Source organism: Falsiroseomonas frigidaquae (assembly GCF_012163145.1).
Lineage (GTDB): Bacteria > Pseudomonadota > Alphaproteobacteria > Acetobacterales > Acetobacteraceae > Falsiroseomonas > Falsiroseomonas frigidaquae.
The window spans coordinates 19,626-33,160 of record NZ_JAAVTX010000003.1 but is presented as its reverse complement, the minus strand read 5'-3'; the positions used below and the strand labels follow the sequence as shown (position 1 = coordinate 33,160).

General features: G+C 71.7%; 12 protein-coding genes. 6 read left to right on the top strand and 6 right to left on the bottom strand.

Features of this window, described 5'->3' with window-relative positions; all coding sequences use genetic code 11:
• The first annotated feature begins 104 nt into the window (after positions 1-104).
• A complete protein-coding gene (locus HB662_RS09165; protein WP_245185547.1) occupies positions 105-1,199 on the top strand; it encodes a mandelate racemase/muconate lactonizing enzyme family protein in 1,095 nt (364 codons plus the stop codon).
• Positions 1,199-1,942 carry a TlyA family RNA methyltransferase gene (locus HB662_RS09160; protein ID WP_209443204.1) on the top strand — a complete coding sequence of 248 codons (744 nt, stop codon included), beginning with the start codon at positions 1,199-1,201 and terminating at the stop codon, positions 1,940-1,942. Before HB662_RS09165 ends, HB662_RS09160 begins: the two co-directional genes overlap by 1 nt.
• 13 nt (positions 1,943-1,955) lie before the next feature.
• Here the strand turns inward: HB662_RS09160 and HB662_RS28765 are convergent, their stop codons facing one another.
• The 6 genes from HB662_RS28765 to HB662_RS09130 form a co-directional block, all read right to left on the bottom strand.
• Positions 1,956-2,135, bottom strand: a complete 180-nt coding sequence (locus tag HB662_RS28765) for a hypothetical protein (protein ID WP_209443203.1) — start codon at positions 2,133-2,135, stop codon at positions 1,956-1,958.
• Positions 2,136-2,300: 165 nt separating this feature from the next.
• Entirely contained in the window at positions 2,301-3,044 is a 744-nt protein-coding gene (locus HB662_RS09150; protein ID WP_168049449.1) for an ATP-binding cassette domain-containing protein, read from the bottom strand.
• Between the two features lie 2 nt (positions 3,045-3,046).
• Positions 3,047-3,994 (bottom strand): sugar ABC transporter substrate-binding protein, encoded by a 948-nt coding sequence (locus HB662_RS09145; RefSeq protein WP_168049448.1) that lies wholly within the window; start codon positions 3,992-3,994, stop codon positions 3,047-3,049.
• 2 nt (positions 3,995-3,996) lie between these two features.
• Positions 3,997-4,962: an ABC transporter permease gene (locus HB662_RS09140; RefSeq protein WP_168049447.1), complete on the bottom strand. Its 966-nt coding sequence runs from the start codon at positions 4,960-4,962 to the stop codon at positions 3,997-3,999.
• Positions 4,963-4,992: 30 nt separating this feature from the next.
• A complete protein-coding gene (locus tag HB662_RS09135; protein ID WP_168049446.1) occupies positions 4,993-6,375 on the bottom strand; it encodes a xylulokinase in 1,383 nt (460 codons plus the stop codon).
• On the bottom strand, positions 6,372-7,796 hold the full coding sequence (locus tag HB662_RS09130) for a class I adenylate-forming enzyme family protein (RefSeq protein WP_342449478.1): 1,425 nt from the start codon (positions 7,794-7,796) through the stop codon (positions 6,372-6,374). The genes HB662_RS09135 and HB662_RS09130 overlap by 4 nt, the downstream gene beginning before the upstream one ends.
• 61 nt (positions 7,797-7,857) lie before the next feature.
• On the opposite strand from HB662_RS09130, the gene HB662_RS09125 reads away from it, so the two are divergent.
• The 4 genes from HB662_RS09125 (at position 7,858) to HB662_RS09110 (ending at position 13,502) form a co-directional block, all read left to right on the top strand.
• Positions 7,858-8,631: an enoyl-CoA hydratase/isomerase family protein gene (locus HB662_RS09125; RefSeq protein WP_168049444.1), complete on the top strand. Its 774-nt coding sequence runs from the start codon at positions 7,858-7,860 to the stop codon at positions 8,629-8,631.
• A gap of 67 nt (positions 8,632-8,698) precedes the next feature.
• Entirely contained in the window at positions 8,699-10,069 is a 1,371-nt protein-coding gene (locus HB662_RS09120; protein ID WP_168049443.1) for a tetratricopeptide repeat protein, read from the top strand.
• Between the two features lie 48 nt (positions 10,070-10,117).
• A complete protein-coding gene (locus HB662_RS09115) occupies positions 10,118-11,674 on the top strand; it encodes an ABC transporter substrate-binding protein (protein ID WP_168049442.1) in 1,557 nt (518 codons plus the stop codon).
• Between the two features lies 1 nt (position 11,675).
• The gene (locus tag HB662_RS09110) at positions 11,676-13,502 is read left to right on the top strand and encodes a CocE/NonD family hydrolase (RefSeq protein ID WP_168049441.1); all 1,827 of its coding nucleotides are present in this window, start codon (positions 11,676-11,678) and stop codon (positions 13,500-13,502) included.
• Positions 13,503-13,535: the final 33 nt, after the last annotated feature.

Genomic DNA, 13,535 nt, shown 5'->3' with positions numbered 1-13,535 from the left:
GGGACAACGCGCATGAGCGCAGCGGGCATTGATCCTCAAGCTCGACTCGTTTGCGGACGATGATGCGCGGGACCCGGATCAGGTCGGTCACGCCGCATGTGCTGATGGCGGACCTCGCCGAGCCCTTCGCCTATTCCCAGGCCTGGTACCGCCGCCGCGGCGCCATGCTGGTGGAGGTGGTGACGGAGGATGGCATCGTCGGCTGGGGCGAGGCCTTCGGCCCGCCGGAACTGACCGCGCCGATCTGCGCCTGGTTCGCCCCCCTGCTGGTGGGCCAGGACGCCATGGCGCGGGAGGCGCTGTGGCAGACGATGTACAACCGGCTGCGCGACCACGGCCAGCGCGGGCTGGTGATCGAGGCGATCTCTGCGCTGGACATCGCGCTGTGGGACATTGCCGGCCAGGCGCTCGGCCTGCCCGTGCACAGGCTGATGGGCGGGCCGATCCGCACCGAGGTGCAGGCCTATGCCACCGGCTTCTATCGCCGTGAACGCCGCGACCACCTGCACTATTTGACGGAGGAAGCCGAGGCGCGGCTGGAGGAAGGCTTTGCCATCCTCAAGCTGAAGACCGGCTGGGGGCTGGACGAGGATATCGCGCTGACCAGGGATTTCCGGCACGCCATCGGCCCGAACATCGGCCTGCTGGTGGATTGCAACCACGCCTATGACGTGCCCGCCGCCATCGCCTTCGGGCGCGCCGTGGCAGACTGCGACATCGGCTGGTTCGAGGAGCCGGTGCAGCCGGAGGATCTGGACGGCTACCTGGAGGTCAAGCGTGGCCAGCCGATCCCGGTCGCGGGCGGCGAGGCGTCCTTCACCCGCTGGGGCTTCCGCGACATGATCACGCGGCGCGTCGCGGATATCCTGCAGCCCGACGTGGCGGCCTGCGGCGGCATTTCGGAGCTCAAGAAGATCGCCGACATGGCCAATGCCTTCGGCGTCCGGATCAACCCGCATGTCTGGGGCACCGGCGTCGCTCTGGCGGCGTCCCTGCACCTGCTGGCGGTGATCCCGGACAACCCGCCCGGGCTGTTCCCCCGCCCGCCGCTGCTGGAACTGGACCGCTCGCCGCATCCGGTGCGGGATGCGCTGCTGGCGGAGCCTATCGGCTTCGCCGGCGGCATGGTGCAGGTGCCGCAGGGGCCCGGCCTTGGAATCAGCGTGGATCGTGCCGTCCTCAAGCGCTTCGCCGCCTGATGGGCGGGATTCCGAAGCAGCGCGCGGATCAGGCCCTGGTGGATCGGGGCCTGGCGGAAAGCCGCACGAGGGCGCAGGCGCTGATCCTGGCCGGCAAGGTATTCTCCGGCGAGGCGCGGGTCAGCAAGGCGGGCGACACCATCAAGGAGGGTCAGCCGCTGGAGGTGCGCGGCCAGGACCATCCCTGGGTATCCCGCGGCGGGGTGAAGCTGGCGCACGCCCTTTCGCATTTCGGGCTGGATTGCGCTGGCGCCACCGGCCTGGATGTCGGCGCCTCCACCGGCGGTTTCACCGATGTGCTGCTGCATCATGGCGCGGCGAAGGTGTTTGCCGTGGATGTCGGGCATGGGCAGCTCGCCTGGAAGCTGCGCAACGATCCCCGGGTGGTGGTGATGGAGCGCACCAATGCCCGCTACATCGACACCACCAATATCCCCGAGGCGCCCGGCGCCGTGGTCTGCGATGCCAGCTTCATCGGCCTGCGCACCGTGCTGCCGGCGGCGCTATCCCTGGCGGCGCCGGGGGCATGGGCGGTGGCATTGATAAAGCCGCAATTCGAGGTGGGGCCGAATGTCGCCAAGGGCGGCGTGGTGCGGGATGCGCGGGTGCATGACAGCGTCTGCGCCGGCATCCGGCATTGGTGGGCCGAACTGCCCGGCTGGAAGGTGCTCGGCGTGGAAGCCAGCCCGCTGCTGGGGCCGGAGGGCAACCGCGAATTCCTCATCGCGGCCCGGAAGGGCTGATAAGGCCTGAGGGTCAGGCGGCGCGCGTCGCGCCGAGGCCCGGTGCATGGGCCGGCCCGATGGCCGAGGTTACGGATTGGCGGCTGATCTCGGCCAGGAGAGCCCAGACCTTGTGCGGGTCCATGCGGGTTTCCGGGTCGTTCAGCATGCGGTCCAATTCCGCGATCTTCTGGTCCAGCTCACGCTCGGTCATCGGTTGCATTCCTGCGGATGGCTGCGCGCATGTGGCACCGCAGCATCTTGGCAGGAACGTGCAGTAGCGGACGCCGGTTGCTCCACCATATTTTCTCACATTCGCGCGATGTTCTGCGGGCGGTGAGACTATCTCAGAAACGCTAGGCTGCTGTTAACATTCTCGTCATGCGGCGCCACGTATGATGAGCTGAGCCAACTCCTCCGCCCGCAGGGCCCCATCGGGGGTGGCAACGGGCCGGTCGGCCACCTTGCGGCCGCCCTTCAGCACCACCACGCGCTGCGCCACTGCCACCACATCGCCCATTGCGTGGCTCACCAGGATCACGGTGCGGCCTTCGGCATGCAGGCGGCGGATCAGGTCCAGCACCTGCGCCGTCTCCTTCACCCCGAGGGCCGCCGTGGGTTCGTCCATGATGATGATGCGCGCATCCCAGCGCAGCGCCCGGCAGATCGCCACCGCCTGGCGCTGGCCGCCGGAAAGCCGCTCCACCGGCGTGTCCATCTCCGCGATGTCCACCGCCAGCCGCGCCAGGTAGCCGCGGCTGGCTTCCGCCATGCGGCGCTTGTCGAGCAGGCCGAAGGGCGGCCGCGTCAGCTCCGATCCCAGGAACACGTTCTGCCAGATGGACAGGCGCGGTGCGACGGCCAGGTCCTGGTAGATGGTGGCCACCCCCCGCCGCAGCGCATCCTGCGGCCCCCGGAAGCGGGTGGCGTCGCCATCCAGCGCCATGCTGCCTTCGCTCGGCGCCTGCGCGCCGGAGAGGATCTTCACCAGGCTGGACTTGCCGGCGCCATTGTCGCCGCACAGCGCCAGCACCTCGCCTTCCGTCACATCCAGGTCGATGCCGGTCAGCGCCTGCACGGCGCCGTAGCGCATGCCGATGCCGCGCAGGGACAGCAGCGCCATGGTCAGAGGAAGCGCTGCACGTTGTTGCCGTCCACCAGCTGGGAATCGAGGAACAGGTAGGGGCCGGACGCCATGGCGCCCTTCGCCTCCCCCTTCAGCACGATGCGGTCCACCGCCTCCACCGCCTTGTTGCCCATTTCCTCGAAGGGGATGGTGACGGTGGCCATCAGCGTGCTCTCGGGGTCGGCGATGCGGCGATAGGTCTCGGCGCCGCCATCGATCGAGACGAACTTGATGTCGCCCTTCTTCACGCCGCGCGCCTGCAGCAGGTCGTCGATGACGAAGGCCTGGCCGTCGAAGCTGGCCCAAATGCCCTGCGTGTTCGCGGCATGCCGCAGCAGAAGTCCGGAAAAACCCTGGCGGACATCGTCGCGCCAGGAGGCGGTGCGGGCCATGGTGTGGGTGGCCAGCACGCGCACGCCGGTATTCTCCGACAGCACCGCATCCAGCACCTTGCCGCGGATGCGGGTGCCGACATTGCCCTCGAAGCGCTGGGTCAGGATGTTGCCCTGGTAGCCGAGCTCCCCCAGCAGCCACAGTGCCGCATCGGCGCCGACCTTGTATTCGTTCACCTGGATGTCGAAGACGGTGTGTGGCGAGGCACCGGCCATGATGGTGACGACCGGGATGCCCGCCGCCTTGGCCCGCTGGAACTGCGCCTCCGCCTCCACCGGCTTGCCCATGGCGACGATGATGGCCTTCGGGCGGCGCTGGATCAGCGTGTCGAGCTGCTCGGCATGGCGGGGCAGGGCGCCCTCGCTGTTCAGCACGGTCGCGTTCCAGCCCTTGGCTCGGGCGGCGCTGGCCGCGGCATTGGCGGCGCGGGCGTGCGTTTCGCTGCTCATCTGGAAGCCGATGATGGCGATTTCCGTTGCCGCCTGGGCCAGGGCGGGCGCGGCGAGCAGCGAAGCGCCGGCCAGCAGGACGCCGCGGCGTGTGGTCTCGGTCATGGTCATTTCCCCGTTCGAAAATTCAGCTTCTTCACGAAGGGCGCGCGGCCGGTGCCGGCGGCCGACAGCGCCACGGAGGCCAGGATGATCGTGCCCAGCACGATGTCCTGCCAGTAGTATTCGGCGCCCAGCAGCACCAGCCCGTTGCCCAGCACCTTCAGCGTCAGCGCCGCGAACAAGGTGCCCGGGATATTCGGCCGGCCCGGCTCGAACATGCTCATCCCCAGCAGCACCGCCGCGATGGCATAGAGGAAATGGTCGTTGGCCATGCCCGGCGCGGCGGAAGACAGGGAGGAGGCCAGCAGCACCGCCGTCAGCCCCGCGCAGGCGCCGGCCAGCGTCAGCGCCAGGCGCTTCATGGACAGCGTGCGGATGCCGGCCAGCCGCGCGGCCTCATCGGCCTCCCCGGTCGCGACCAGATGCGCGCCGGTGCGGGTCCATTTCACCAGCACCCACGCGGCCAGCCCGACGCCGCCCAGCCACCACACCAGGTTCGGCAGCCCCGCCGTATTGCCGCGCGCCAGCCCGGTGAAGGAGGTGGGCCAGCGCCCCACAAACGCGACGCCTTGGGTCAGCATGAAGCCCAGCCCCTTGGCGATGGCCGCGGTGCCCAGCGTCGCGATCAGCGACGGCACCTTCAGCACCGTCACGGCCAGGCCGTTCGCCGCGCCGCAGGCGATGCCCACCGCCATCCCGGCGCAGATCGCGATCCAGGGCGCCTGGCCGCCATGCACCAGCGCGCCGGTTACCACCGCGGCCAGCGAGGCAACCTCCGCCACCGAGAGGTCGATCTCGGCGGTGACCAGCGCCAGGGTGAAGCCCACCGCCAGGATGCCGAGGAAGGCGGTCTCCTTGAACACCACCGCCATGTTGCCGGCCGTGAGGAACACCGGGGAGGCCAGCGCGAAGCCGCAGAACAGGGCGACGCCGGCCAGGGCCGCGCCATAGCGTGTGAGAAAGCCTGTCATCCTGCCATCCTCGGTCTCGCGGGGGGCGCGTCAAGCCAGCCGGCGGGAGATTGGCGCGACGGCGGCCTCGGCGGCCTGGAAGATGGCGTGCAGCCGCGTCGCCTCCGTATGCCGTGCCGCATCGGGCAGGATGCGCGCGGCGGGGCGGGCCAGCGCGTCCTGCATCGCCGCCAGCCCGGTGCCTTCCAGATGCGCGAAGGCCACGATGGCGGCGCCGAGCAGTCCGGGCTCGGCGGTGGCCGGCAGCAGCACCGGCCGGCCGAGCACATCGGCCCGCAGCTGCGCCCAGCCCGGCGTGGCGCCGCCGCCGCCGAGATGCAGCGCCACCGCCTGGCGGCCCGCGGCGGCCTCGGCGCGGTCCAGCACGGTGCGGTTGTTGAAGGCGATGCCCTGCATCACGGCCCGCGCCAGCTCGGCCGCGCCATGGTCCCGCCGCAGGCCGAGGAAGGCGCCGCGCAGATCGGGGTCCCAATGCGGCACCCGCTCCCCGGCGAGCGTCGGCAGGAAGATCAGCGGGATCGGGTCGGCGGGTGGCGGGTCGCCGCGCATCACGTCGAGGCCCAGCCCGGCCAGCCAGGCCAGCGCATCGGCGCCGTGCTGGCTGGGCCCGCCGATCTGGAACAGCCCGTCCCATTCCACCGTCAGCAGGCCGGCGGCCTGGGCGGGGCTGTGGTGCAGCAGGCCCAGCACCTCCGTGGTGCCGGAGATGCAATAGGCATGGCCATCCCGCAGCGCGCCGAGGCCGGCGACCGCCGCCCAGGTGTCATTCGCCATGGCCAGCACCGGCACCGGGCCGAGGCCTTCGATGGTGCCCGGCTGCACGGTGCCCAGCACCTCCGTCGGCCGCAGCAGCGGCGGCAGCAGCGGTGCCGGCAGCAGATCCGCGCTGGCGGCCAGCCTTGCCGAGGAGACGCGGTCCGAGGCCATCCGCCCGGTCAGCCGAGAATTGAGAAAATCCTTCGGCTCGAGCACCGCCACGCTGCGCGCCAGCGCCGCCGGATCAGCCTGTTCCAGCCAGGCGAGGCGGGCCAGCGGGTGGAAGGCATTGATCTGCGGGCGCTCCGGATGGTCCGGCGGCAGGCGGGCCAGCAGGCCGGGCAGGGCCTCAGCGGCGCGGGCATCGGTGAACAGCAGGGCCGGGCGGGTCGGCTGGCCCACGGCATCCACCAGCACCAGGGACCGGGTGAAGGCGCTGATCGCCACCGCGCCGATGCGGGCGAAATCCGCCGGGGCCTCGCGGCGCAGCGCCGCGGCGCCGTCGCGCAGGCCGCGCCACCAATCCTCCGCATCGGCCTCGATGCCCAGGCTGTGGCGCGTGGCGTGCAGCGCCAGCACGGCGCCGTCGCGGCCGATCAGCGCGACGCGCAGGCTCGACCCGCCGAGATCGGCGGCCAGGATGCAGGGCGCGGTCATGCGCGCGTGTCGAAGGCGTCAGTGGTGCCCGTGGGCAGCGCGAATTTCTGGATGCGCTGGCTCGGCGTGCGCGGGAAATCCGCGACCAAGGCCAGGTAGCGCGGGCGCTGGTAGCGCGCGAGGCGCGGGGCGAGCCAGGCGGCGAAGGCGGGCAGGTCCAGCGTGGCGCCGGGGCGGGGTTGCAGGAACAGCTTGATCTCCTGCTCGCCGATCTCGGCGGCGACGCCGATCATGGCGCAGTCGGCGATATCGGGGTGCTGGGCCGCGATCGTCTCCACCTCCCATGCCGCGACATTCTCGCCGCGCACCCGCACGCTGTCCGTCATGCGGCCGTGGAAGAACAGGTTGCCCGCCGCATCGAGGCTGCCGGAATCGCCGGTGAACAGCGCACCATCGCGCAGCGCGCGCGCCGTGGCCTCGGGATTGTCGAGATAGCCCTGTGTCAGCGCGAGCGGGTCCTTCGCCCGCACCACGATCTGCCCGCGCGCCCCGGGCGGCACAGCGAGGCCCGCCTCATCCACCACCGCCAGCTCGAACCACGGCATGGCGCGGCCGACGGAGCCCGGCGTGCCATCGGCGTTGAAGCTGGAGAAGGAGGAGGCCTCCGTCATGCCGTAGCATTCGCGCAGCGCCACGCCGAAGCGCGCCTGCACCTGCGGCCACAGCTCCGCCGGGCAGCCGCCGCCCCAGGCAATGCGGAGGTGGTGGGCACGCTCCGCCGGCGTCGGGTCCTGCTTCAGCAGGATCTGCAGGATGCCGCCGAGATAGTGCAGATGCGTGGCGCGCGCGGCGATCACCTGGCCCCAGAAGGCGCTGGCGCTGAAGCGCGGCACCAGGTGCAGCACGGCGCGCTTCAGCAGCGGCAGCACCAGCATCTGGACGCCGCCGATATGGTGCAGCGGTTCCCACAGGAACATCACGTCGCCGTCCCGTGCCTCCGCCACCAGCGCCACGCCCTCGCCCGCCAGGCGCAGCATGCGGTGGGAGACGCGCACGCCCTTGGGTGGGCCGGTGGTGCCGGAGGTGGTGCAGATGGCGAAATCCTCGGCGGCGTCCGGTGGCGCTTCGTGGAAGCCGCCGGCTGCGCGCGGGGCCTCGCCGTCCTGCAGGACCAGCTTCGGCCGGGTCAGCGACAGGATGTGCTGCAACCCGGCCTCATTGAGCTGCGGGTTCAGCGGCACCCAGGCGATGCCGGCCTTGGCCATGCCAAAAATCAGCGCCAGCGAGTCCAGCGCATTCGGCAGCACCGCCGCCACCCGGTCCCCCCGCGCCACGCCGCGCGCGCGCAGCCCGGCGGCCAGCGCATCGCTTTCCGCATCCAGCGCCGCCAGCGTCAGCGTGGCCTGTTCCGTGCGGGCGAAGACGCGATCCGGCTCCGCCGCCACCGCCGCCCGCAGCAATTCGAGAAACCCCTCGGCCACTTTGATCGCACCCCGTTTGCGGCTATCCGGTTGGGTAACGCCGCCGCCAGGCAGGAGCAACATGTCCGAGACCGCCGAAGACCACGTCCTGGCCAGCACCGAGGCCGGGCTCCGCATCATCACCCTGAACCGCCCGAAGCGCCTGAATGCCTGGGATGCGCCGATGCGCGCCCGCCTTCTGTCCCTGCTGGCGGAGGCGGCAACCGATGCGGATGTGCAGGCCGTGGTGCTGACCGGCGCCGGGGAACGCGCCTTCTGCGCCGGCCAGGATCTCAACGAGGGCAAGAACTTCGACGGCGACCGCGCCGAGGGCTGGATCGAGGAATGGCGCGCGCTCTACGGCGCCATCCGCGCCTTCGACAAGCCGATGGTCTGCGCGCTGAACGGCCTGGCCGCCGGCTCCGCCTTCCAGGTCGCGCTGCTGTGTGACATCCGCGTCGGTCATGCCGGGTCGAAGATGGGCCAGCCCGAGATCAATTCCGGCATCGTCAGCGCCACCGGCTTCTGGATCATCCGCGAGATGCTCGGCCTGTCGCGCGCCACCGAGCTGGTGCTGACCGGCCGCATGATGGAGGCGGAGGAAGCGCATCGCCTCGGCCTGCTGCATCACCTGGTGCCGGCTGGCGAGGTGCGCGCCACCGCGCTGCGCATCGCGGCAGAACTCGCCGCCAAGCCGAAGCTCGCCTTCCGCCTGAACAAGCAGCGATTCCGGGAGGTGACCCAGCCCGGCTTCGACGACACCTTCGCCGCCGCCCGCCGCCTGCACCGGGAGGCGTTCAGCGACGGCGCCAGCCAGCAGGTGATGCAGCGCTTCCTGGACCGTTCGCAGGGCTGATCCGCCCCGCCGCGTAACCGGTCGCCCCTTCGCCGCGAAGCCCCCGTGGAAGCGAGAGGGGCTGGCGATGCGCGATGTACGGGGCCTGGAGATGACCACCGATGCGCCGGCCGCGGTGGCGGCGCTGGATCAGGCGGTGGCGGCGCTGCTGGCGCACCGCGCCGATGCCGGCGGCCATGTGCAGCGCGCCCTGCAGGCCGACCCGGGCCTGGTCGCGGCGCGCTGCCTGGGCGGCTTCGGCGCCCTGATCCAGGCCCGGGGCAGCCTGCAGGACACCGCGCTGACGCATCTCGGCGCGGCGCGCGCGGCGTTGCGCCAGCGTGGCGGCACGGTGCGGGAGGCGGCGCTGGTCGATGCGCTGGAGGCCTGGGCGGTGCAGGGCGACATGCCGGCGGCGGCCACCCGGCTGGAAGCCCTGCTGCGGACCGATCCGCTGGATGCCCTGGCGCTGAAGCTGGCGCATGCCATCCGCTTCATGCTGGGCGATGCCCCCGCCATGCGGCTGGCCGTGGAGGCCGCGCTGCCGGCCTGGGATGCCTCCGTGCCCGGGCATGGCTACATCCTCGGCTGCCATGCCTTCGCGCTGGAGGAAACCGGCGAGGCCGCGGCGGCGGAGCGCATCGGCCGCCAGGCGGTGGCCGCGGCGCCGGATGACCTGTGGGGCGCGCATGCGGTGGCGCATGTGCTGGAACGCGCCGGCCGTGCCGGGCCGGGGCTGGACTGGATCGCGGAGCTCGGCCCGCGCATCGCCGCCGGCGGTGCCTTCGGCCGCCACATCCACTGGCATGCCGCGCTGTTCCACCTGCATCTCGGCCAGGCGGAGGCGGCGCTGGCGCTGTTCGACCACCATGTGGCCGCCGCCCCGTCCGAGGAGGTGCGCGACTTCGCCAATGCCGCCTCCCTGCTCTGGCGGCTGGAGGCGCAGGGCCTGCCGGTGGGCGCCGCGCGCTGGGCGGCGCTGGCGGATGTCGCGGCGCGCCAGGCCGCCGATCCGGGCCTCGCCTTCATCGACCTGCATCACGTCCTGGCGCTGGGCGCCGCCGGGCGGGTGGCGGAGCTGGAGGCGAAGCTGGCGGCGATGCGGCTGCGCGCCCTGGCGCAGACCGATACCCAGGCGCGGCTGCTGGCGCCGCTCGGCCTGCCCGCAGCCCAGGGCATCGCCGCCGCGCTGCGCGGCGATGCGGCGGAGGCGGTGGCGCTGCTGCTGCCGCTGCGCCCGCAGATGCAGCGGCTCGGCGGCAGCGACGCGCAGCGCGACCTGTTCGAGCGCATCCTGATCCAGGCCTGCCTGCAGGCCGGCCAATCCGCGCTGGCGACGCTGCTGCTGCATGACCGCGTCGGTCAACGCGCGCGGGGCGCCTGGGAGGCGCGGCTGGGGCCCCCACTGGCACCCCCACTGGCACCCCCACTGGCGCCCCGGCGAGCGCTGGCGGCCTGACGGCACCCGCCTTACGCTGCGGGCTTCCACGCCCGCGGAGTCCCGCCCATGCGCCGCTTTCCCCTGATCCTCGCCAGCCTGGTATTCGGCCTTCCCGCGATGGCGCAGGAGGCGCGGATCGCGATCCAGACCGAGACCTCCTCGATCGACCCGCATTTCGCACTGGTCGGCGCCAACCAGGCCGTGGCGCGACAGATCTTCGAGGCGCTGGTCGCCTCCGACCGCGACCTGAAGCCAACCGCGGGGCTGACCACATTCTCCAACCCGGAGCCGGATGTCTGGGAATTCCGCATCCGCCCGGATGCGCGCTTCCATGACGGAACCCCGGTGACGGCGGAGGATGTGCGCTTCTCGCTGGAACGCATGCCGCGCGTGCCGAACAGCCCGGCGCCCTTCATCCGCCTGGCGGGCAGCGTGACGGCGATCGAGATCGTCGATGAGCGTACCATCCGCCTGCGCTCCCGTGGCTCCGACCCCTCCATCCCGCTGAATGCGATGACGGCCTGGATCGTCTCCGCCCGCGCGGCGGCGGATGCGACGACGGCGGATTTCAACAGCGGCCGCGCGGCGGTGGGCTCCGGCCCCTGGCGCTTCGTCGAATGGCAGCGCGGCCAGGCGCTACGGCTGGCGCGCCACGACGGCTACTGGGGCGAAAAGCCCGCCTTCGCCACCGCCACCATCCGCCCGGTGGCGAATGACGCAGCCCGCATGGCGGCGCTGCTGGCCGGCGATGCCGACCTGATCGAGGCGGTGCCGCCCGGGGAGATCGCGCGCCTGCGGGCGCGGCCGGAGGTGCGGGTCACCGCCTCCCCCTCCTCGCGCATGATCTATCTCGGGCTGGACCAGGCGAATGTGCCCTCGCCCTTCGTCACCGCGCGGGATGGCAGCGCGCTGGCGGCCAACCCGCTGCAGGATATGCGGGTGCGCCAGGCGCTGTCCATCGGCATCAACCGCACCGCCATCGCGGAACGCGTGCTGGCCGGCGCGGCGCGGCCGACCGGGCAATTGGCGGTGCGGGGGCAGGTGGGCTTCGACCCGGATTTGCCGGTGCCGGATTACGACGTTGCGGCGGCGCGCCGCCTGCTGGCGGAGGCGGGCTATCCGCAGGGCTTTCGGATCACGCTGCACTCGCCCAACAACCGCTATGTCGAGGATGACAAGACGGCGCAGGCGGTGGCGCAGTTCTGGGCGCGGATCGGGCTGGATGCGCGGGTGGAGGTGATGCCCTCCAACGTCTTCTTCACCCGCGCCGGGCGGCGCGAATTTTCCGCGTTTCTGATCGGCTTCGGGCATACCACGGGCGATGCCTGGCTCGGCATGTCGCAGGTGCTGCACAGCTTCGACCGGGATCGCGGCCTTGGCGGGCTGAACCGCGGGCGCTTCTCCAGCGCCGAATTCGATGCGGTGATGGGCGAGGCGCGCGGCGTGGTGGATGGCGCCAGGCGCGATGCGCTGCTGCGCCAGGCGCAGCAGATCGCGGCGCGGGAGACCGGCATCATCCCGCTGCATTTCCCGGACAATGTCTGGGCGCACCGGGCGGAATTCACCTATGCCGGCGGCGTCGAGGAAAGCACCCTGGCGCACCACCTGGCGCCGGTGCGCTGAGATGCGCCGCATCGAGGCGATGGTGGCCTGCCGCGACGGCGTGCGCCTGTCCACCGACGCCTGGCTGCCGGAAGGCGACGGCCCCTGGCCGGTGATCCTGGAGCGCACGCCCTACGGCAAGCGCGAAACCTCCCGCTCCGAACGCACCGCGGCGGACCCCGGGCCGCAGACGCGGGAGGCGATTGCCGCGTACTTCGTCCGGCACGGCTACGCGGTGGTCTACCAGGATTGCCGCGGCCGCTACGGCAGCGAAGGGAATTTCGAAAAATACCTGTCCGACGGCGAGGACGGCTACGATTGCTGCGCCTGGATATGCGAGCAATCCTGGTGCAATGGCCGCATCGGCACGATGGGGCTGAGCTATGCCGCCCATACCCAGGCGGCGCTGGGCTGCCTGGACCCGCCGGGCCTGGCCGTGCAGATCCTCGATTCCGGCGGCTTCTCCGATGCCTGGCAGGGCGGCATCCGCCGGGGCGGCGCCTTCGAGCTGAAGCAGGCGAGCTGGGCCTTCAACCAGGCCCGCCTGGCGCCGGAGACCAAGGCGGACCCGGTGCGCGCGGCCGCCCTGGCGGCGGAGGATCTGGTGGAATGGTTTCACCGCTTCCCCTGGAAGCGCGGCCATTCGCCCGTGCGCCATGCGCCGGATTACGAGGACTACCTGTTTGAGCAATGGGAACACGGCGCGCGGGATGAATACTGGCAGCGCCTCGGCATCTATGCGCGCGGCTGGCACGACCGCTACGCGGCGGTGCCGACCATCCACATGTCCTCCTGGTACGACCCCTATCCGCGCACCGCGACGGAGAATTTCTGCGGGCTGCGCGATGCCGGGCGCGGCACGCCTTCGCTGATCCTCGGCCCCTGGACGCATGGCAATCGCAGCGAGACGGCGTTTGGCGAGGTGGAGTTCGGCCCCGACGCCACCATCGATTCCTGGGCCGGCGACTGGCGCGCCTTCCGCCTGCGGGTCTTCGACCGCTGGCTGAAGGACGCACCGAATGGCGTCGAGGCGGAGCCCGCCATCCGCGTCTTCGTCATGGGCGGCGGCAGCGGCCGGCGCACGGATAAGGGCCTGCTGGACCATGGCGGGCGCTGGCGCAGCGGGGCGGATTGGCCGCTGCCCGGCACGCGCATCCTGCCCTTCCACCTCCATGGCGACGGGACGCTGGCGGAAGCCCCGCCTGAAGCCGATGCCGCGCCGCTCACCTGGGATGCCGATCCGCGCCACCCGGTGCCGACCATCGGCGGGGCCATCACATCGATGGAGCCGGTCATCGCCGGCGGGCCGATGGACCAGCGGGAAAGGCCGGATCTGTTCGGCTGCCGCGCGCCCTTCCTGCCGCTGGCCAGCCGCCCCGATGTGCTGGTGTTCCAGACCCCGCCGCTGGAGGTGGATGTGGAGGTGATCGGCCCGGTCACCGCGCGGCTCTGGGTGGCCACCGATGCGCCGGATACGGACATCACGGCCAAGCTCATCGATGTGCATCCCGCCAGCGTGGACTACCCGCAGGGCTTCGTCATGAATCTGTGCGAGGGCATCCTGCGCTGCCGCTACCGCGACGACCCTGCCAATCCGCGCCCGATGCAGCCGGGCGTGCCCACCGCCATCACGGTGGAGCTTTTCCCGACCGCCAACCGCTTCCTGGCCGGGCACCGGATCAGGCTGGACATCGCCGCCAGCGAGTTCCCCCACTACGACATCAACCCGCAGACCGGGGAACCGGAAGGCCAGGCGCGGCGGATGCGGGTGGCGGTCAACACGCTGTTCGTGGACGCCGACCAGCCCTCCCACCTGCTGCTGCCGCTGGCACCGCCCGAAGCCGGGTGATGCCGGCACGGGAGCGCCGCGATGCGCTGGACA

Bases quoted from the DNA above. Each gene is read 5' to 3' on its own strand.
- HB662_RS09120 (WP_168049443.1), top strand. From the start codon at position 8,699: ATGCGCGATGTACGGGGCCTGGAGATGACCACCGATGCGCCGGCCGCG.
- HB662_RS09135 (WP_168049446.1), bottom strand. From the start codon at position 6,375: ATGACCGCGCCCTGCATCCTGGCCGCCGATCTCGGCGGGTCGAGCCTG.
- HB662_RS09160 (WP_209443204.1), top strand. From the start codon at position 1,199: ATGGGCGGGATTCCGAAGCAGCGCGCGGATCAGGCCCTGGTGGATCGG.
- HB662_RS09110 (WP_168049441.1), top strand. From the start codon at position 11,676: ATGCGCCGCATCGAGGCGATGGTGGCCTGCCGCGACGGCGTGCGCCTG.
- HB662_RS09145 (WP_168049448.1), bottom strand. From the start codon at position 3,994: ATGACCGAGACCACACGCCGCGGCGTCCTGCTGGCCGGCGCTTCGCTG.
- HB662_RS09150 (WP_168049449.1), bottom strand. From the start codon at position 3,044: ATGGCGCTGCTGTCCCTGCGCGGCATCGGCATGCGCTACGGCGCCGTG.
- HB662_RS09125 (WP_168049444.1), top strand. From the start codon at position 7,858: ATGTCCGAGACCGCCGAAGACCACGTCCTGGCCAGCACCGAGGCCGGG.
- HB662_RS28765 (WP_209443203.1), bottom strand. From the start codon at position 2,135: ATGACCGAGCGTGAGCTGGACCAGAAGATCGCGGAATTGGACCGCATG.
- HB662_RS09165 (WP_245185547.1), top strand. From the start codon at position 105: ATGGCGGACCTCGCCGAGCCCTTCGCCTATTCCCAGGCCTGGTACCGC.
- HB662_RS09115 (WP_168049442.1), top strand. From the start codon at position 10,118: ATGCGCCGCTTTCCCCTGATCCTCGCCAGCCTGGTATTCGGCCTTCCC.
- HB662_RS09140 (WP_168049447.1), bottom strand. From the start codon at position 4,962: ATGACAGGCTTTCTCACACGCTATGGCGCGGCCCTGGCCGGCGTCGCC.